This is a genomic window from Pseudomonas sp. BIGb0176 (genome assembly GCF_024810175.1).
In the GTDB taxonomy this organism is placed as follows: domain Bacteria; phylum Pseudomonadota; class Gammaproteobacteria; order Pseudomonadales; family Pseudomonadaceae; genus Aquipseudomonas; species Aquipseudomonas protegens.
Genome location: NZ_JANUEC010000006.1, coordinates 291,849 through 309,123 on the forward strand (window position 1 = coordinate 291,849; position 17,275 = coordinate 309,123).

General features: G+C 63.0%; 18 protein-coding genes. 7 read left to right on the forward strand and 11 right to left on the reverse strand.

Annotated elements, in window-relative coordinates; translation table 11 throughout:
* Positions 1–117 precede the first annotated feature (117 nt).
* A complete protein-coding gene (locus M2395_RS29910) occupies positions 118–1,329 on the reverse strand; it encodes an aminopeptidase P family protein (RefSeq protein ID WP_015637078.1) in 1,212 nt (403 codons plus the stop codon).
* A gap of 284 nt (positions 1,330–1,613) precedes the next feature.
* Here M2395_RS29910 and M2395_RS29915 point away from each other — a divergent pair, with 284 nt between their 5' ends.
* Both M2395_RS29915 and M2395_RS29920 read left to right on the forward strand, forming a co-directional pair.
* Positions 1,614–2,372, forward strand: coding sequence for a LuxR family transcriptional regulator (locus tag M2395_RS29915; RefSeq protein ID WP_015637076.1), 759 nt, complete (start codon positions 1,614–1,616; stop codon positions 2,370–2,372).
* A 95-nt stretch (positions 2,373–2,467) separates the two neighbouring features.
* Positions 2,468–3,358 carry a proline iminopeptidase-family hydrolase gene (locus M2395_RS29920; protein ID WP_015637075.1) on the forward strand — a complete coding sequence of 297 codons (891 nt, stop codon included), beginning with the start codon at positions 2,468–2,470 and terminating at the stop codon, positions 3,356–3,358.
* A gap of 57 nt (positions 3,359–3,415) precedes the next feature.
* Here the strand turns inward: M2395_RS29920 and M2395_RS29925 are convergent, their stop codons facing one another.
* The 3 genes from M2395_RS29925 to M2395_RS29935 all read right to left on the reverse strand — a co-directional run bounded on the left by M2395_RS29925 (position 3,416) and on the right by M2395_RS29935 (position 5,767).
* The gene (locus M2395_RS29925) at positions 3,416–4,714 is read right to left on the reverse strand and encodes an NAD(P)/FAD-dependent oxidoreductase (protein WP_123431484.1); all 1,299 of its coding nucleotides are present in this window, start codon (positions 4,712–4,714) and stop codon (positions 3,416–3,418) included.
* Positions 4,715–4,774: 60 nt separating this feature from the next.
* Positions 4,775–4,948, reverse strand: a complete 174-nt coding sequence (locus M2395_RS29930; RefSeq protein WP_053153937.1) for a DUF3094 family protein — start codon at positions 4,946–4,948, stop codon at positions 4,775–4,777.
* Between the two features lie 189 nt (positions 4,949–5,137).
* Complete coding sequence (locus M2395_RS29935) at positions 5,138–5,767, reverse strand: DUF1780 domain-containing protein (RefSeq protein ID WP_123431485.1); 630 nt, start codon at positions 5,765–5,767, stop codon at positions 5,138–5,140.
* A 143-nt stretch (positions 5,768–5,910) separates the two neighbouring features.
* Between M2395_RS29935 and M2395_RS29940 the strand changes: the two genes are divergently transcribed.
* The 3 genes from M2395_RS29940 to M2395_RS29950 all read left to right on the forward strand — a co-directional run bounded on the left by M2395_RS29940 (position 5,911) and on the right by M2395_RS29950 (position 7,343).
* A complete protein-coding gene (locus M2395_RS29940; protein WP_185057812.1) occupies positions 5,911–6,378 on the forward strand; it encodes a hypothetical protein in 468 nt (155 codons plus the stop codon).
* On the forward strand, positions 6,375–7,064 hold the full coding sequence (locus M2395_RS29945; protein WP_053153931.1) for an energy-coupling factor ABC transporter permease: 690 nt from the start codon (positions 6,375–6,377) through the stop codon (positions 7,062–7,064). Before M2395_RS29940 ends, M2395_RS29945 begins: the two co-directional genes overlap by 4 nt.
* A 63-nt stretch (positions 7,065–7,127) precedes the next feature.
* Positions 7,128–7,343 (forward strand): hypothetical protein, encoded by a 216-nt coding sequence (locus tag M2395_RS29950; protein ID WP_011063525.1) that lies wholly within the window; start codon positions 7,128–7,130, stop codon positions 7,341–7,343.
* A gap of 19 nt (positions 7,344–7,362) precedes the next feature.
* Here M2395_RS29950 and yacG read toward each other — a convergent pair whose 3' ends face one another.
* Genes yacG through M2395_RS29970 form a run of 4 tightly spaced genes read right to left on the reverse strand, consistent with a single transcriptional unit; the run spans position 7,363 to position 10,275 of the window.
* A complete protein-coding gene (gene yacG, locus M2395_RS29955) occupies positions 7,363–7,566 on the reverse strand; it encodes a DNA gyrase inhibitor YacG (RefSeq protein ID WP_011063524.1) in 204 nt (67 codons plus the stop codon).
* A complete protein-coding gene (gene coaE / locus M2395_RS29960; protein WP_123431487.1) occupies positions 7,563–8,186 on the reverse strand; it encodes a dephospho-CoA kinase in 624 nt (207 codons plus the stop codon). The genes yacG and coaE overlap by 4 nt, the downstream gene beginning before the upstream one ends.
* Positions 8,183–9,055 (reverse strand): A24 family peptidase, encoded by an 873-nt coding sequence (locus M2395_RS29965; RefSeq protein ID WP_053153928.1) that lies wholly within the window; start codon positions 9,053–9,055, stop codon positions 8,183–8,185. Before M2395_RS29965 ends, coaE begins: the two co-directional genes overlap by 4 nt.
* 2 nt (positions 9,056–9,057) lie before the next feature.
* Complete coding sequence (locus tag M2395_RS29970) at positions 9,058–10,275, reverse strand: type II secretion system F family protein (RefSeq protein ID WP_015637067.1); 1,218 nt, start codon at positions 10,273–10,275, stop codon at positions 9,058–9,060.
* A 329-nt stretch (positions 10,276–10,604) separates the two neighbouring features.
* Between M2395_RS29970 and M2395_RS29975 the strand changes: the two genes are divergently transcribed.
* Both M2395_RS29975 and M2395_RS29980 read left to right on the forward strand, forming a co-directional pair.
* A complete protein-coding gene (locus tag M2395_RS29975; protein WP_011063520.1) occupies positions 10,605–11,021 on the forward strand; it encodes a pilin in 417 nt (138 codons plus the stop codon).
* 228 nt (positions 11,022–11,249) lie between these two features.
* Positions 11,250–11,606: a BON domain-containing protein gene (locus M2395_RS29980; protein ID WP_011063519.1), complete on the forward strand. Its 357-nt coding sequence runs from the start codon at positions 11,250–11,252 to the stop codon at positions 11,604–11,606.
* A 210-nt stretch (positions 11,607–11,816) separates the two neighbouring features.
* Here M2395_RS29980 and M2395_RS29985 read toward each other — a convergent pair whose 3' ends face one another.
* The 3 genes from M2395_RS29985 to M2395_RS29995 all read right to left on the reverse strand — a co-directional run bounded on the left by M2395_RS29985 (position 11,817) and on the right by M2395_RS29995 (position 17,229).
* Positions 11,817–14,735, reverse strand: a complete 2,919-nt coding sequence (locus M2395_RS29985) for a DUF748 domain-containing protein (RefSeq protein WP_123431488.1) — start codon at positions 14,733–14,735, stop codon at positions 11,817–11,819.
* A 105-nt stretch (positions 14,736–14,840) separates the two neighbouring features.
* On the reverse strand, positions 14,841–15,857 hold the full coding sequence (locus M2395_RS29990) for a class I SAM-dependent rRNA methyltransferase (RefSeq protein ID WP_011063517.1): 1,017 nt from the start codon (positions 15,855–15,857) through the stop codon (positions 14,841–14,843).
* A gap of 193 nt (positions 15,858–16,050) precedes the next feature.
* Entirely contained in the window at positions 16,051–17,229 is a 1,179-nt protein-coding gene (locus M2395_RS29995) for an acetyl-CoA C-acetyltransferase (protein ID WP_123472549.1), read from the reverse strand.
* Positions 17,230–17,275: the final 46 nt, after the last annotated feature.

Genomic DNA, 17,275 nt, shown 5'->3' on the forward strand with positions numbered 1-17,275 from the left:
ATGCCTCGATTGTGCTTGTGCTGAATGTTCTCCGTCACAGTATTTGGCTGATGACTCAAGTCATGGTTGAAGCGGCGAGCCTTCTCTGTGGGGGAGGGCGTTTTCCAGACAGTTGAGTCAACTGCCAATGATGTTGTACCGCGGCCCGTACGGCAGCCCGGTGATATTGCACGCGCCGTGCTCGTCGACGATCAGGATGTCGTGTTCCCGATAACCGCCGGCTCCGGGCAGGCCTTCGGGCAGCCTGATCATCGGTTCGATGGACACCACCATGCCGGGCTCAAGAATGGTCTCCACATCCTCACGAAACTCCAGCCCGGTCTCGCGCCCATAGTAGTGGTTGAGGATGCCGAACGAATGGCCATAGCCGAAGGTACGGTATTGCAGCAGGTCGTGTTCCAGGTAGAGGGCGTTCAGTTGTCGAGCGATATCGCTGCAGCGTGCGCCGGGCTTGACCAGTTGCAGCCCAGCTTCATGCACCTGGACGTTGATCTCCCACAATCGCAGGCAGGCGTCGGGGCAATGGCCGAGGAACAGCGTGCGCTCCAGGGCGGTGTAGTAGCCGGCGATCATCGGGAAGCAGTTGAGGCTCAGCACTTCTCCTGGGCTGACCCGTCTCGAGGTCAGTGGATTGTGGGCGCCATCGGTATTGAGCCCGGACTGAAACCAGGTCCAGGTATCCATCAGTTCGGCCCCCGGAAACGCCTCGGCAATCGCCCGCACCATGGCCTGGGTGGCGTGTCCGGCCACTTCGTATTCCGGTACCTGGTCGTGCAGGGCTTCGATGGCGGCGGCCCCGCCGATGTCTGCAATCCGCGCACCCTGGCGGATCAGCGCTTGCTCTTCGGCGGACTTGAGCATGCGCAGGTTCATGCAGGGCGCGGCGATGTCCAGTAACTGTGCCTGGGGATAGAGCTCGGCAAAGGCCCGGTGATTGGGCAGGGTCAGATGATCGAACTCCAGCCCCAGGCGCGAAGCGCGGGGCAGGGCCTGCTTGACCGCGACGAAGAAATTGCCCCGCTGCCAGTCGGTGTAGATCACCTGGGCATCGCAGGTCGCCCGCCGTCCCGGTTGGCCGCCGTCGATATTGGCGCTGATCAGCACGCTGTGTTCCTGGGTCACCACGAGGGCGTACTGGCGGCCGAAGGAGCAATACAGGAAGCCGGCGTAGTAGTTGATGTTGTGGTACGAGGTGAACAGCGCGGCGTCAATGTCCTGTTGCGCCATGTAGGCCCGCAGGGCGCCCAGGCGTCGAGCGTATTCTTTGGGGGAGAAGGTGGCAGGGGCTTTGTCACCGTTGTGCAACTCAAGCGTCTGGGGCATCTGCATGGCCTGGGTCCTTGTCTGCTATGAGCGATGCATGGCGCCACACGGGGTGGGCCGTGACACTGCATTGCAGCAGATAGGGCGGGGGCAGGCATGTGCGGTACCGACCTTGAGCTGGTTGTCAGCGCTGTTTTGCGGGTCATGGCCATGGGCGCCGATGACGCCGGGGCAAGCGCTGGTTGTACCGCAAACCTGGTATTTCTTATAGGTTTTGCCTGGCCCGTTGTTGCCGGGCGTGGCATTCTGGCCCTTCGCTGTTAAGGATCAACAGTAAGGGAGCGGCAAGGATGCAGAGCAGGCTCGCGGAATTTGATACCCATCTTTTGTCCGGAAACTCGCTGCATGAGCGAATGACGGGAACCATGACACTGGCCTCGGAACTGGGTTTCGATGCCCTGGTTTATGACTACAGCCCGGTGCCTTTCGATCAGGCAGGCGAGCTGATCATCCCCAGTGCCATGGTCTGCAATACCCCCAGGGACTGGCTGGAGCTCTGGTGCGATCAGGGTTACTACCATATCGACCCGGTCCAGCAGGTTGCTCTGGACAGTTCCTCGCCCTTTATCTGGTCCTACAAGCCCGAGGCGGAAACCGTCCTGCGTCAGGCCCTCGGGCAGCAGCACGCTCCGGTATCCAGTTACCTGCACCATCATCAAATGGCCCACGGCATGACCGTGCCCATCCATTTACCCAGGGGCGGTTTCGCCAGCCTCACCGGTTTGCGCTCCGGCAATGCCACGGTGGCATTACAGGACTTGCAACAGGTTCAGGGCCACTTCACCCTGCTTGCTCATGCGTTGCAGGAGCATCTCTATCCACAGCTCAGCAAATGCGTTCGCAGTTATCCGGTTGATCTGACCCGGCGTGAACGCGAGTGCCTGAAATGGGCTGCAGAGGGCATGACTTCCGGCGAGATTGCCGAGCGCCTGCAGCGTTCGCAGGCCACGATCAACCTGCACCTGACCTCGGCGATGCACAAGCTGGGCGCCAGGAATCGGGTTCAGGCGGTGGTTCGCGCGATTCACTATCGCCTGCTGGGTAACTGAGGCGAGTAGCACAGGCTCTGCCGCACTGGAGGCGTTGGAGCGCGGAACGGAAGATTGAACGACACAGGCTGATTGTCATCAGGGAGCGATGCGCAATGAATGCAAGCAAACCACCACTGGAAGGCTATGCCTCCTTTGGCGTCCATCAGACGTGGTATCGGGTCACCGGGGATCTGCACAGCGGACTTACGCCCCTGGTGATTCTGCACGGCGGTCCGGGCTGCACCCATGACACCCTGGACGCCTTCAGGGATGTGGCCGCCAGTGGTCGGGCGATCGTTCAATTCGATCACCTGGGAAGTGGCCTCTCCACTCGTCTGGATGGCAAGCCGCCGTCGTTCTGGAGCCTTGAACTCTACCTGGAGCAGCTGGACAACCTCCTGGACCACCTGCGCATCAGCCAGGACTACGCCCTGCTGGGTCACTCCTGGGGAGCTGCGCTGGCCAGCGAGCACGGGGTGCGCGCGCCGGCCGGCTTGCGTGCGCTGATCCTGGCCAATGCGCCAGCCGACATGCGCACCTGGGAAGCCGAGACCCTGAAACTGCGCACAGCCCTGCCTGAGGAAGCGTTGCAGGTGCTGGCCTGGCATGAGCAGCCGGGCTCCCCTCGTGGCGCCGAATATGTGCAGGCCTGGCAGTTGTACTTTGAACGGCATGTATGTCGGCTGCGCCCGTGGCCTGAAGAGGTGGCGCGGATGTTTGCCCAGGGCCGTGGTACCGATGGCGCGGAGCGGGGGGGAGGTTTTCCGCTGATGGACAACCTGCGGGACTGGAGCATCGTCGAGCGCCTGGAACGCATCGAGGTGCCGACGCTTTTGATCTGTGGCCGCTACGATGAAGCCACGCCCGTTGTGGTCAGACCCTACCTGGAGAAGATTCCCGGCATTCGCCTGGCGTTGTTCGAACACTCCAGCCACATGCCCCACGTCGAGGAGCGGGTCGCCTGCATGGGCACCGTCGTGAGTTTTCTCGATGAATGCCTGTAACCGCACGCCAGCAGCCCCCGCTACGTTACGTAGCGGGGGGCGTGGTTTTTCAGGGGCCTAGTGCAGCTTCAGGCGTGGATCGGTACCGCGGCCGATTCGGCTGCCAAGCATCAGCATCGCGGTGCGGAAGACTCCGTACAGCGCCATCTGGTGCATGCGATACAGCGAGATGTAGAACATCCGCGCCAGCCAGCCTTCGAGCATCACGCTGCCAGTGAGGTTGCCCATCAAGTTGCCCACCGCCGAGAAGCGCGACAGCGAGATCAGTGAGCCGTAGTCGGTGTACTTGTAGGTCGGCAGGTCCTTGCCTTCGATGCTCAGCTTCAGCGACTTGGCCAGCAACGAGGCTTGCTGGTGCGCGGCCTGGGCCCGTGGCGGCACATTACGGTCGCTGCCTGGTTGCGGGCAGGCGGCGCAGTCGCCGAAGGCAAAGATGTTCTCGTCGCGAGTGGTCTGCAGGGTCGGTAGTACCTGCAGTTGGTTGATGCGGTTGGTCTCCAGGCCGTCGATGTCCTTGAGGAAGCCTGGCGCGCGAATGCCCGCGGCCCAGACCTTGAGGCTGGCGGGAATGGTCTGGCCGTCGGCGGTGATCAGGCTGTCGGCGGTCACTTCGCTGACCGAGGCGTTGGTCAGCACCTTGACCCCGAGTTTCTCCAGGGTCTTGTGCACCGGGCCGCTGATGCGTTCGGGCAGGGCAGGCAGCACCCGTGGCCCGGCCTCGATCAGGGTGATGTGCATGTTTTCCGGGAGAATCCGGTCCAGCCCGTAGGCCGCCAGTTCATGGGCCGCGTTGTGCAGTTCTGCCGCCAGTTCCACGCCAGTGGCGCCGGCGCCGACGATGGCCACGCTGATCTGCTCCACGGCATCGGTCTGCCCGGCATGGGCTCGCAAGTAGTGGTTGAGCAGTTGCTGGTGGAAACGCTCGGCCTGCTTGCGGGTGTCGAGGAACAGGCAATGCTGGGCCGCGCCCTGGGTGCCAAAGTCGTTGGTGGTGCTGCCCACGGCGATCACCAGGGTGTCGTAGCCCAGCTCCCGGGCCGGCAACAGCTCCACACCTTCTTCGTCGTAGGTGGCGGCCAGTTGGATTTTCTTGCGCTGCCGATCGAGCCCGCTCATGCGGCCCAGCTGGAACTCGAAGTGGTTCCATTTTGCTTGGGCGACGTAGTTGAGTTCGTCTTCGGAGGAGTTCAGCGAACCGGCAGCCACTTCGTGGAGCAGCGGTTTCCAGATGTGGGTCAGGTTGGCGTCCACCAGCATCACACTGGCGGTGCCGCGCTTGCCCAGAGTCTTACCCAGGCGGGTCGCCAACTCCAGGCCGCCGGCGCCGCCGCCAACGATGACAATACGATGAGTCATGGGGATATCTCGCAAGGCTAAAAGAAATCGGTGCAGTCAACCGAGCGAGCGCGAAGCAGCTCATAGCGTCAGGTAACTGATGAAACGGCTCAACAGGCCCAGGGCGACAGTCACCGTAATCACCACCACGAGGAGCATCCACGGCCGGAAGGGCCGGCGCTCGACTCGATGCTGGGGCAGTTGCAGGTATTCTTCGACATGGCGTTGGTCGTCGGGGTTCAGGCGGCTGCTCATAAAAGACCTCGTCAGATAGACGTCGCAACGTTGAGGAATGTTACAGCGCGGTGTTATCCGGCATGAACGGAGCATAGCCGCTGCCGCGTGAGGGCTCGCTGGCACGGGCCCGGCGTTGGCAGGCAAGTGTGCTTTTTTACCATTGCCGGGCGGATTGCGCCATGGCTACACAGGCCGCATTGACCGGCGTTACAAACTGATGCCGACGTCGAAGAGGATGCTGCGGCCCAGGTTGCTGCGCAGGAACTCCGGCGCATCCGGGTGGGCGAACAGCACGCGGGCGAACGTCGGCCCCACCAGGGACAGCGAGCGCCAGCCCTGGCGCAGGTATTCGGTGGGTGGCGGGAAGTGGCTGTTGAGGTCCAGGACTTCGCGTTTCAGGGCGGCGAAGGCAATGATGTCCAGCTCGCCGAGGTTCATTCCGCGCTCCTGATAGTTGTGGGCCTTCTTGCGCAAGGTCGGTGCCAGGCGCAGCAACAGTTCGTTGGCCGGGATGCGCTTGGGCTTGGCTTCGCGGCGCACCAGCTGGCTCAGGGAGAACGCGCTGCGCCGGCGCTGCAGTTCGTCGCGCCATTCATCGTTGAGCCTGCGGCCTTCGTCGAGGACGAAGAACACTTCGAAGCTGGCCTCGCGAAACAGCACATCGGGGGGCTCTTGCCCGGCGGCGGTGAACTCGTCGTTGCGGTAGGGAATGTTCAGGCCTTGCAGCAGGCGCTGGCAGACCCAACGCTCACGCTCCCATTTGCGGGCATTGGACAGGAACGCGTTGGCTTGTTCGGCCTGGATGGTAAGCAGGCGCAAAAAATCTGAGTCATCCATACCCCCAAGCTTAGCGCTCAAATATGACCTTAAAAACCACGGCCGTGCAAAAACCTCCGCAGGCGTTGCCGGCAACCTCGCTGGAGCCTGCCCAAGGGCGGTGTAGACTGTTTGCCGTCCAACCATTCGATAAGGAGTGCGCAGTGAAGCGCTGGTCAATGCTGTTGCTGGCCCTGTTGCCGTTGTGGGCCCAGGCCCTGGAAATAGGAGAGCGCCTGGCGCCCTGGACCCTGCTGGATCAATTCGACCAGCCCTACAGCCTCGATTCCCAGGCGCGGATCCTGTTGGTGGCACGCAGCATGGACGCCGCCAAAGTGGTGAACGCGGCGCTCAAGGACAAACCCAAGGGCTACCTGCAGGAGCGCCACGGGGTGTTTGTCGCCGATATCCAGCGCATGCCGACAGTGATCGCCAAACTGTTTGCGGTGCCGGCCATGAAGGATTACCCCTACCGAGTGATGCTCGATCGCGATGGGCGCGTGGCACCACGCTATCCCGCCGCCGAGGATCAGGTGCTGTGGCTGCAGCTGCAGGATAGGCAACTGGTCGCCCGGCAGGCGTTCGCCACGGCCGCGCAATTGGCTGCGGCGTTGGAGCGGGCCCAGCCATGATCAGCGCGGCGCTGCTGTCGCCGCAAAGCCTGATTGGCGGCTGGCTGCTGTATGTGCCAGTACTGATCTGGGCGGTACTGCGGGCGCCCTGGGTCGAGCTGTTTACCGACAGCCGGCGCCAACACTTGCTGTTTGGCACGGTGTTCGCCTTGTTTCTGCTGTGGCTGGTGCGCCGGGATTTCGACACGGGGGTCTCCTACCACTTCATCGGCATGACCGCAGTAACCCTGCTGCTGGACTGGCCGCTGGCGATAGTTGGCGGCTTGATCGCACAGTTGGGCCTGCTGGCCCTGGGCCGGCAGGACCTGGCGGCGCTGGGGGTCAATGGAACCTTGCTGATCCTGCTGCCGGTGGCGGTCACCGAGGCCTGCGCCTGCCTGGTGGAACGGGCCCAGCCGCGCAATCCCTTCGTCTATATCTTCTGCTCGGGGTTCTTTGCCGCGGCACTCTCGGCATTGTTATGCCTGCTCTGCGGCCTGGGCCTGCTGTGGTTCGACGAACGCTTTGCCATGCCCGAATGGCTGGAAGATTTTGTCGGCTACCTGTGGCTGATCATCTTCCCGGAAGCCTTTATCAACGGCATGGTGATCAGCGCCCTGGTGGTGTTCTGCCCGGAATGGCTGGAAACCTTCAACCGTACCCGCTACCTGTCGGCGCCCTGGAAAGACGAGGATCCGCGCCCTTGATCCATATCAATCCACGGTGTTTTGCCGGGCTGCATGCTCGGCAAAAATCTCAGGAGTGCGGTCATGAGTGTCTACCAGTGGGCCCGGCAGGAAGTGCGCGACAGTCTGCACAATGCTCAGCAGGAAGGTTTTGAACCGGGGTTGAGCCTGCGCGCCCTGCTCAGTGCGGTGGTGCAGCAAAGCAAGAGTGTGCGCAGCATCGAGGACCTGGCAGACGAGCTGCAGTTTCTAGCGGAGAACCTCGACGACGATCAGGACTATAGCTTCATGCGGCCCTGACCGGCGCCGGGGTGAGCACTCAGTGAGCGCGAGGGGGCAGTTCTTCGGAGAACAGCTCGTCCTCGGCATCCGGGCTCACCGGAATCTTGTGCTCCTCGGCAGCCCAGGCGCCCAGGTCGATCAGCTTGCAGCGATCGGAACAGAAGGGCCGGTTGATGTTGGCCGCGGTCCATTCCACAGGGGCGCCACAGGTTGGGCATTCGACGGTCAGGGGTTGGCTCATGACTGGCCTCCACGCAAAGTTAGGTAAAAGTGATGCAGGCGCTCGACCTCGCTGCGCAACCAGGCGTGGTCGCGGTCGTTGACCAGCACGTCATCGGCATGGCGCAGGCGTTCCTCACGGCTGGCCTGGGCCTGGAGAATCGCCTGGACCTGCTGTTCGCTGATCTGGTCGCGCTGCAGGGTACGCTCGATCTGCAGTTGCTGGGGCACGTCGATCACCAGAATCCGCTGGGTCATCCGCGACTGGCCGGATTCGATCAGCAGCGGCGACACCAGGATTGCGTAGGGCGATTCGGCGCGGGCCAGGTGGCTGACAATTTCCTCGGCGATCAGCGGGTGCAGCAGGGCTTCCAGCCAGCGACGCTGTTCGGGCACCTCGAAGATCAGCTTGCGCAGAGCCGCGCGATCCAGTTGGCCGTCGGCCTGCAGCACGCCTAGGCCAAAGTGCCGGGCAATCTGTTCCAGGGCCGGGCGGCCGGGCTCCACCACCCAGCGGGCGGCATGATCGGCATCGATCACATGCACCCCCAGGTCGATGAAGTGCTGGGCGGCGGCACTTTTGCCGCTGCCGATGCCGCCGGTCAGGCCGAGGGTCCAGGGTGTGTTAACGGAGCGAGTCATTGGAAACCGACAAACTGCAGATAGAAGTCGGTTATTTGACCACCCCAGAGCAAGGCAATCCAGCCGGCAATGGCCAGAAAGGGTCCAAAGGGGATTGGCGTCGAGGTCTTTTCCCGGCGCAGGCGCAGCAGGATCGTGCCGAGAATCGCCCCCAACAGGGATGACAGCAGCAGGGTCAGCGGCAGGATCTGCCAGCCGCCCCAGGCCCCGAACAGGGCCAGCAGCTTGAAATCACCGTGGCCCATGCCCTCCTTGCCGGTCAGCAGCTTGAACAGCCAGAACACCGACCACAGGAACAGGTAGCCGATCACCGTCCCCCACAGCGCATCCTCCAGGCTGATCAGCAGGCCGAAGCTGTTGGCGATCAGCCCCAGCCACAACAGTGGCAGCACCAGCACATCCGGCAGCAGCTGGTGATCGGCGTCGATCAGGCTCATTGCCAGCAGCCCCCAACTGAGGATCAGCATCAGCCCGGCCGCCCAGCCGAAGCCGAAGTGCCAGGCGATAAAACCCGAGATCAGCCCGCAGGCCAGTTCGGTCAACGGGTAGCGCGGGCTGATGAAGCTGTTGCAGTGGGCGCAGCGGCCACGCAGCCACAGGTAACTGAGCAGCGGAATGTTTTCCCAGGGGCGGATCGCCTGCGCACAGTGCGGGCACTGGGAGTGCGGCAGCATCAGGTTATAGGGCGCAGCCACAGGTTCCGGCTCCAGCCCCAGCACGTCGCGGGCCTGGGCTCGCCAGTCGCGTTCGAGCATTTTCGGCAGGCGCCACACCAGCACGTTGAGAAAGCTGCCGACGATCAGGCCCAATACCAGGGCCGCAGCCACGAAGGCCATGGGGTAGAGAGTGAGGGCGTCAGTCAGGGGCATGTTCAGATCGCTGTACCGAGTTGGAAGATAGGCAGGTACATGGCAACCACCAGGGCGCCGACGATACCCCCCAGGACCACCATGATCAACGGCTCCATGAGGCTGGTCAGGCTGTCCACCAGGTTGTCCACCTCGACCTCGTAATGGATCGCGACTTTTTCCAGCAGATGATCCAGGGTTCCGGACTCTTCGCCGATGGCGGTCATCTGGATCGCCATGGTCGGGAAGACGCCGCTGGCGCGCATGGCAAAGTTCAATTGCATGCCGGCGGCGACCTGCTGGCGGATCCGTTGCACCGCTTGCCTGAAGACAGGGTTGCCGCTGGCTCCGGCCACTGAATCCAGGGCCTGCACCAAGGGAACGCCGGCGGCGAAGGTGGTGGCCAGGGTCCGTGCGTAGCGGGCCACCGCGGATTTGTGCAGCAGTGGCCCGGCCAGGGGCATGTGCAAAAGGCCGACATCCAGGCGGTCACGCAAGCTCGGGGAGCGCTGATAGGCCAGGCGCGCCGCAAGCCCGCCCAGCACACCGGCGGCCAGCAGCAGCGCCCCCTGCTGCTGGATGAAATGTGACAGAGCGATGACCCACTGGGTGAGCAGTGGCAGCTCGGCATTGAAACCGGCGAACAGGCTCTGGAACTGGGGTACCACCTTGAGCAGCAGGATGCTGCTGACCACGACCGCCACGCCGATCACCGCCAAGGGATAGACCATGGCCTTCTTCAGCCGCGCCTTCAGGTTCTCGCTCTTTTCCTTGTAGGTGGCGACTCTCTCCAGCAGGGTATCCAGGGCGCCGGCCTGCTCGCCGGCGTCCACCAGATTGCAGTACAGCGGGTCGAAGTGGCGCGGCTGTCTGCGCAATGCCGTGGCCAGGCTGGAGCCGGCCTCGATGTCGCGCTTGAGGCTGGCCAGCAGTTGACGCATCTGCGGATGCTCGAAACTTTCGGCAATGATGTCGAAGGATTGCAGCAGCGGCACCCCGGCCTGCATCAGCGTGGCCAACTGCCGGGTGAGCAGGGCAATGTCCCGTGCCCCTACTCGCTGATGCAGGCGCAGCCAGCCCTTGGGTTTGCGTCGGACTCGGGTTGGGGTGATGCCCTGTCTGCGCAATTGCGCCCTGATCAGGGCCGGGGTCGCGGCGCTGAGTTCTCCGGTGAGGGGGCGGCCCTGGCTGTCGGTGCCGTGCCAGAGATAGACACTGGTCGCGGGTGCTTTTACCGCCATGGTTCGATCCTTGGTGCAAGGGTGGATAGGGAGGCGCAAGCGCCCTGCTGTGTTCGAACGGGTGATAGATCACCCTGACCCCCGGACGTTCCTTGGTGGGGGCGCGAGCCGACTGTCGGGTCGCCATGCACCTGTCCAAGCCTAGCTGGCGAGGCGCTGCCCGAGAGGGGCAGGGGCTGACGAAATTTGTCAGTTTGTGCGACTCCTTGCGCTCAAGGCCATGGGCTATCGCGCCTGCAGGCCACGTAATCCGTGGGTTATCCCCTGGCACAGGCTGTGCTTCACGCCTTTGTGCTCATGCAACATTCGTCCATGCCAGGAGGCAACCCATGAAACATCAATCCGGTTTTACCCTGATCGAATTGCTGGTGGTGGTAGCCATCATCGGCATCCTCGCCACCGTGGCGATGCCGATGTATGCCAAGTACCAGGCGCGGGCCAAGGTGATTGCCGCCCTGGCCGAGGCGTCGGCCCTGAAGGTCAACGTCGAGGATCTGCTGAACCAGGGGACCGATCCGACCCTGGCCCTGGCCGGGGGCACGGCCCAGACCGCCAACTGCCGGATGAGTGCCGGCGGGACGGCGGCCACCGGTGAAGGCAGCATTGGCTGCACCCTGCTCAATGCGCCGGGGCCGGTGCTGAACAAGACCCTGACCCTGACCCGTTCGGCGACTTCAGGATGGACATGCACCACCACTGTGGAGGCCGACTATGCGCCCAAAGGCTGTGGTGCGGAGGGGGCTTGAGGAGGCTTTTCACGATTGGCTAGGCCGCGCTGAAAAAGCCGCAACTTGCATGCAGATTGGCGGGCAGTCATGCATTTTGCATGATGCCGAATTATTTGTGATTTTATAACTTATTGATTTTTATGAATATTTATAGGCTCCCAGACTTGGCACAGCACCTGCAACATCCCTCATAACCCTGTTGCCAGGACACGGCGCAGGCTTTCTTAAAGAACAGGAGTTACTCGTATGAAGAAGTTCGCTATCGCTGCCGCAACTGCTACCGCTCTGACCCTGACCATGGCTAACGCAGCATTTGCGCAGACCACTCAAAACACCCAGTCGCCCATGGTGGTGGCTGCCGGTGAAGTGACCAAGGCCAAAGAGGCCACCTCCGATACCTGGATCACCACCAAAGTGAAAAGCGATCTGGTAACCGAGAAAGGCATTCCTGGCACCGACATCAAGGTTGAAACCAACAAGGGCGTTGTTTCGCTGTCGTCCACTGTTGCGGTAACCGAGGCTCAGAAAGCTACCGCCGTGGCCATCACCAAGAAAATCAAAGGCGTCAAGGCAGTTTCCGCTGACGGCCTGAAAGCCGAGTAACACTCACGCTTCTCGCCTGGACAGGGAGAGGGTGCGGTAGACGAGCCGAGTGATACGTCTGCCGCTTCTCAAAAGGGTTCATGCGGAAGATCACAAGGACGTGATCATTACAGGCCCCGGCACTGAGTGTCGGGGCCTGTTCTATTGTGGGCGCCAGGCAGGCGCTGCAGGAGAGACCGGCCGGGCTGGGTGGAGCCCGGCGCGAGAGGTTTATTCGCTGTCCAGGTGCAGCGGGGTGACGACCCGGCCATCGCTTTCGGCCTGGCCCAGGTTGGCATCGATGAAGTAGACCCGGTCGTCGGCCAGTTGGCCCTTGTCCACCAGGAAGTCCTTGATGCTGCTGGCGCGCTCCTGACCCAGTTGTCGCAACAGCACGTCGCTGCTGCTCCAGAACTTGATCAGACCTTCACGCAGCTTGGCGCTGCGTTCGTCGCGGCTGAGCTGGGCCCATTCCGCCGGCGGCTGCTGTTTCAGGCGGGTGCGGTAGATGCCTTCCAGCAGAGGGGCCTTTTCGCCCTCGGGAACCTGCAGCAGGGACGCCTGGGCGGGGACCTTGTCACCGCGGCGCTGGAGGATCTTGTAATAGTTGTACTGGTATTCGCGCTCCAGCCGCTGTTCGGCGATCAGCGGGCCGTCACTGCTCTGGGCGCTGGTACCTTCGATTTCCAGGCGCAGGGTCGGACGCTCCTTGAGCGCCTTGGCCAGGGTGGTCAGGGCCGACTCGGATTCCTTGCTCAGGTCGCTGGAGCCTGGAGCGAAGGACACGTTGCTCAGGTCTTCCGAGCCACCACCGCTGACCAGCCCGCCAATGAACTTGAAGGGGGCCTGGGCGGCGCGCAGCACCAGATTGCGCAGGGTCTGCCAGACAATCGGCATCACGCTGAACTGCGGGTTGTTCAAATCACCGGAGATAGGCAGCTCGATGGAGATCTTGCCATCCGTATCTTTCAGCAAGGCCACTGCCAGGCGGATCGGCAGATCCACGGCGTCCGGGCTGTCGACCTTTTCCCCCAGTTGCAACTGCTCGACCACCAGTTTGTTCTCGGCCTTGAGCTGGCCCTTGGTGATCATGTAGTGCAGGTCGAGGTTGAGCCGACCCTTGCGGATGCGGAAACCGGCGAATTTCCCGGAGTAGGGGGTCAGGGTGGTCAGTTCAACTCGTTTGAAGCTGGTGGCGATATCCAGGGCGGCCATCGGATCGAACGGGTTGACGCTGCCCTTGATGGTCACCGGCGCATAGCGGTCGACCTTGCCCTTGACGTCCACGTCTGCCGGCTTGGCCTGGCGGCTGTCGATGGTGCCGACATGGCCGTTGAGCTGCTGGATGGCGGTAGCGAAGTTAGGCGTCAGGCTCAGGTCGGCGAAGTTCGCCGAACCGTCGTTGATGGCGATTTCACCGATGTGGATGCCCAGGGGCTTGCTTGAGCTGGGCTCGGCCTTCGTCGAGGATTTGCCACCACTGCTGGGTGGTTGTGGAATCAGCAGGTCGTCGATATTGGTGGTGCGGTCATCGTTGATGATGAAGCGTGCATAGGGCTGCATCAGGTTGACCCGGCTGATGGTCAAGCTGTCACCGTGCTGATAGTTCAGGCCTTCGACCACCACTTGTTTCCATTTCACGAAGTCGCGGGTCTTGAGGGTGTCCAGGGTGTGCAGCTGGTCCACATTGGCCCGGCCGGTGACGCTGAAAGTCAGGGGTTCGACTTTCTTCAGGTCCACTGCCAGGTCACTGCCGAGCATGCCGCTGCGCAGTTCCAGGCGGATGAACGGGCTGATATAGGACTGGGCGACGCGCAGGTCGATGTCCCGGGTCTGCACCTTGAGTTTGGCGCTGACGGGGTTGAGGTTGACCTCGCCGGAGGCGTTGACCTTGCCTTGTTTGCCCAGGCCGGTATCGAGCTTGAGGGTGAAGGGCGACTGGTTGAGGCTGTCGAAGTTCTGCAGGTCCAGGTTCAGCGGCCCCAGCTCCAGGGCTACGGCGGGCTTGGCCTTGCGATCGGCCAGGTGCACCTGGTAGTTGCGCAGTTGCACGTCCTTGAGCAGCACCTGCCAGGGTTTACCTGGTACTGCCGGTTCCTTGGGGGCGTCGGCGGCGGCCGGCTCGGGTTTTGGCGCCGGTTTGGCCGGCTGACTGGCGAAGAGCTTTTGCCAGTCCAACTGGCCATCGGCTTCAAGGGCGGCCCAGGTTTCGAGCTTTTGGCTGCGGACCTTGCCGACAATCACGTGCTGCTTGGCCAGGTCGACTGTGGTTTCGCTGACGTCCAGGCGCTCCAGGCGCGCCAGTGGGCGACCGTCCGGGGCCTTGATGGCAAAGGGCGCGACGCTGATGGAGGTGTTGTCCAGCAGCAGCTCGGTTTCCTTGGTCAGGCTGAATTTGTAGTGGGTACTGAGGTTGACCACGCCGTCTTCCAGCACCAGCGGCACCGCATCGCGCACATAGGGCCACCAGGCTTTCATCTTGCCGTCGGTGACTTTCAAGGTGCCTTCGGAGGTCAGCGGCGTCACGCTGAAGTTGCCGCTCCAGTCGATCTGCCCGCCCTCGGGGCCGGTGGCGACCAGCGTCATGTCGGCGCTGTCGTCCGGCAGGGTACTGAGGTTCTTCAACTCAAAATCGAGCTTGTTGTAGAGGAATTCGATGGGTTCGCTGGGGCGCAGATCCTTGAAATGCAGGTAGCCGCCGGCCAGCTTGATGCGTTCGATGCGTACCGGGAAGGGTTTGGCGTTGGGGTCGCTTGGGGTCGGTTCGCTGGCCGGCAGCTTGAACAGGGCCAGGAGATTGAGCTTGCCTTCCTTGTCGAAGAGGATTTCGGTCTTGGGCTGGTCCAGCTCGACATCCGCCAGGTGCAGCGCGCGTTTCCACAGGCTGTCCAATTGCAGATTGGCGTAGAGGCGATCGAAGGCGATCTGCTCCTTGCCCGGTTCACCGATGCTCAGGCCCCAGAGGGTCAGCTCCAGGCTGAAGGGGTTGAGCTCGATGCGCTGGATATGGGCTGGGGTGGTGGCGTAGTTGGCCAATTGCTGGTTGGCCACCCGCAAGGCAATGCCCGGCAGAATCAGAAAGCCCAGCAGACTGTAAAGGGCGAGAGCGGTCAACAAGGCGCAAAGAGCGCGAATCAATCCTTTGGTCATGCGAGGCTTCATCTATCTGAATCGGAAGTGCCTTGGAGTATGGCACGCGTTTACGGTTCCGAAACCACTCCAGTCTTCAGGATTGTTCAGATTTCCTGCCCTTGGTCAAAGTTGCAGGATCAAGGTTTTCAGTGGGGGTTGCCCGTCTTGGGAGGGGAAGTCCGCGGCGGGTACCAGGACCTGGCAGTCGCGAACCGGACGCCCGGCCTTCTCGGCGCAGCGCAATACTTGTTCACGCCAGTCCGGCATCGAGACCTTGGCCAGGTTGTTGCAGCAGATCAGCACGCCGTCTTCGGCGGTGGCCAGCAGTGCCGGCTTGAGCAGGCTCTGGTAATCACGCAGCAGGTCGACCGTACCGAAGGCGCTTTTGGCCCAGGCTGGCGGGTCCAGCAGTACCAGGTCGTACTGGCGCTGTTCAAGGCGCGGATAGCTGGGCAGTTTCTGCCCGCGGCGCTGGCTGATGGGCAGGCCCGCCAGTTGGCGAATGGCCGGGAAATAGTCCGACTGTACGAACTGCATCTGTGGCAGTTGCGGGTTGAGCTGGCCGTTCTCCCGTCCGACGGCCAGGTTGCCCTCGGCGAAGTCCAGGTTGCACACCTCGCGCGCGCCGCCAGCTGCGGCGCTGAGGCCTACGCCACAGGTGTAGGCGAAGAGGTTGAGCACGCTTTTACCCGCGCTGTGTTGCTTGACCCAGCCACGGGCGTTGCGCAGGTCGAGAAACAATAGCGGGTCCTGCCCGGCGTGGCGTCCACGCACGCGGTAATTCAGGCCCCATTCGTGGCCAACCAGGTCCTCCAGGGCAGCCTCTTCGGCGCGGTACACCGAGTCTTCGCGGTCGATCCGCGAGTTGCCCCGGGAGCGGTCGTTGTAGACCAGCAGGGTCGACAGGTTCAGATGCTGATTGATGCTGTCGTGCAGTTGCAGCAGGGCGTCGCGTTCCAGCGTCTGGTGAAAGCTCTGTACCAGCAATTGCGGGCCATAGCGGTCGATGGTCAGGCCGCCGGCACCCTCCTGGCTGCCGTGGAACAGGCGATAGCAGTCGGTGCCTTGCTGATGCAGCTCGGCGAGCAGGTCCTGGCGGTGATCGAGAGCGGCGCGCAGCGCCTGATTCAAGGAGGACATGCGGAGCGCCTTGGAGCTGAGGAGTGAGGCGCGGCAGTTTACCAGCGTCCCGTCCGTTGTAGGAGCCAGCTTGCTGGCAAAGACGATCATGCGCACGTCTTCCCCGTAGGAGCCAGCTTGCTGGCGAAAGCGCTCTCACGGGCACCTTCGCTGGCAAGCCAGCTCCTACAAGGAGGGCGGTTTTGCGCGGAGGTTAGCGCTCGATCGCCAGGGCCACGCCCTGGCCGCCGCCGATGCACAGGGTCGCCAGGCCCTTTTTGGCATCACGCTTGATCATTTCATGCAGCAGGGTCACCAGCACCCGGCAGCCCGATGCACCAATCGGGTGGCCGATGGCGATCGCACCGCCGTTGACGTTGACCTTGCTGGCGTCCCATTCCAGTTCCTGGGCCACCGACAGCGACTGCGCGGCGAAGGCTTCGTTGGCTTCGATCAGGTCCAGCTGGTCCAGGGTCCAGCCGGCCTTGTCCAGGCAGCGGCGGGTGGCCGAGACCGGGCCGATGCCCATGATCGCCGGGTCGACGCCGGCGTTGGCGTAGGCGGCAATTTTTGCCAGCACCGGCAGGCCCAGGGCCCGGGCCTTGCTGGCGCTCATCAGCATCACCGCGGCGGCGCCGTCGTTCAGCGCCGAGGCGTTGCCGGCGGTGACGCTGCCGTCTTTCTTGAACGCCGGCTTGAGCTTGGCCAGGGCTTCGGCGGTGGTGCCGGGGCGTGGCTGCTCGTCGGTGGCGAAGGTCAGTGGCTCGCCCTTGCGCTGGGGAATCTGGATCGGGGTGATCTCGTCGACAAAGCGCCCGGCCTCGATGGCCGCTGCGGCTTTCTGTTGGGAAGCGGCGGCGAAGGCGTCCTGGGCTTCACGGCTGATGCCGTATTTCTCCACCAGGTTCTCGGCGGTGATGCCCATGTGGTAGTCGTTGAAGGCATCCCACAGGCCGTCGCTGATCATGGAGTCGAGCATCTGGCTGTGGCCCATGCGCAGGCCGGTGCGGGCGCCGGGCAGCACGTAGTTGGACAGGCTCATGTTTTCCTGGCCGCCGGCGATGATCACCTCGGCATCGCCGCAGCGGATGGCCTGGGCGCCCAGGTGCAGGGCCTTGAGGCCGGAGCCGCAGACCTTGTTCAGGGTCATGGCGGGTACCGCGTGGGGCAGGCCGGCCTTGATCGCGGCCTGGCGGGCGGGGTTCTGCCCGGCGCCGGCGGTGAGCACCTGGCCCATGAGCACTTCGTCGACCTGGGCCGGGTCGATGCCGGTCTGGGCTAGCAATTGGCGGATGACCGCGGCGCCCAGGTCAACGGCGGGAATGTTCGCCAGGGAGCCCTGGAAACTGCCCACGGCGGTGCGGGTGGCGGCAACGATTACGACGTCTTGCATGATCGGGTCCTTGTGTTCGGTGGCAGGGACCTGTGGCGTGGTGCGG

Bases quoted from the DNA above. Each gene is read 5' to 3' on its own strand.
- M2395_RS29930 (WP_053153937.1), bottom strand. From the start codon at position 4,948: ATGAGCAGCCGCCTGAACCCCGACGACCAACGCCATGTCGAAGAATAC.
- M2395_RS29995 (WP_123472549.1), bottom strand. From the start codon at position 17,229: ATGCAAGACGTCGTAATCGTTGCCGCCACCCGCACCGCCGTGGGCAGT.
- M2395_RS29990 (WP_011063517.1), bottom strand. From the start codon at position 15,857: ATGTCCTCCTTGAATCAGGCGCTGCGCGCCGCTCTCGATCACCGCCAG.
- M2395_RS29975 (WP_011063520.1), top strand. From the start codon at position 10,605: ATGAAACATCAATCCGGTTTTACCCTGATCGAATTGCTGGTGGTGGTA.
- coaE (WP_123431487.1), bottom strand. From the start codon at position 8,186: ATGACTCGCTCCGTTAACACACCCTGGACCCTCGGCCTGACCGGCGGC.
- M2395_RS29910 (WP_015637078.1), bottom strand. From the start codon at position 1,329: ATGCAGATGCCCCAGACGCTTGAGTTGCACAACGGTGACAAAGCCCCT.
- M2395_RS29915 (WP_015637076.1), top strand. From the start codon at position 1,614: ATGCAGAGCAGGCTCGCGGAATTTGATACCCATCTTTTGTCCGGAAAC.
- M2395_RS29950 (WP_011063525.1), top strand. From the start codon at position 7,128: ATGAGTGTCTACCAGTGGGCCCGGCAGGAAGTGCGCGACAGTCTGCAC.
- M2395_RS29970 (WP_015637067.1), bottom strand. From the start codon at position 10,275: ATGGCGGTAAAAGCACCCGCGACCAGTGTCTATCTCTGGCACGGCACC.
- M2395_RS29935 (WP_123431485.1), bottom strand. From the start codon at position 5,767: ATGGATGACTCAGATTTTTTGCGCCTGCTTACCATCCAGGCCGAACAA.
- M2395_RS29980 (WP_011063519.1), top strand. From the start codon at position 11,250: ATGAAGAAGTTCGCTATCGCTGCCGCAACTGCTACCGCTCTGACCCTG.
- M2395_RS29925 (WP_123431484.1), bottom strand. From the start codon at position 4,714: ATGACTCATCGTATTGTCATCGTTGGCGGCGGCGCCGGCGGCCTGGAG.
- M2395_RS29985 (WP_123431488.1), bottom strand. From the start codon at position 14,735: ATGACCAAAGGATTGATTCGCGCTCTTTGCGCCTTGTTGACCGCTCTC.
- M2395_RS29920 (WP_015637075.1), top strand. From the start codon at position 2,468: ATGAATGCAAGCAAACCACCACTGGAAGGCTATGCCTCCTTTGGCGTC.
- M2395_RS29965 (WP_053153928.1), bottom strand. From the start codon at position 9,055: ATGCCCCTGACTGACGCCCTCACTCTCTACCCCATGGCCTTCGTGGCT.
- M2395_RS29945 (WP_053153931.1), top strand. From the start codon at position 6,375: ATGATCAGCGCGGCGCTGCTGTCGCCGCAAAGCCTGATTGGCGGCTGG.
- yacG (WP_011063524.1), bottom strand. From the start codon at position 7,566: ATGAGCCAACCCCTGACCGTCGAATGCCCAACCTGTGGCGCCCCTGTG.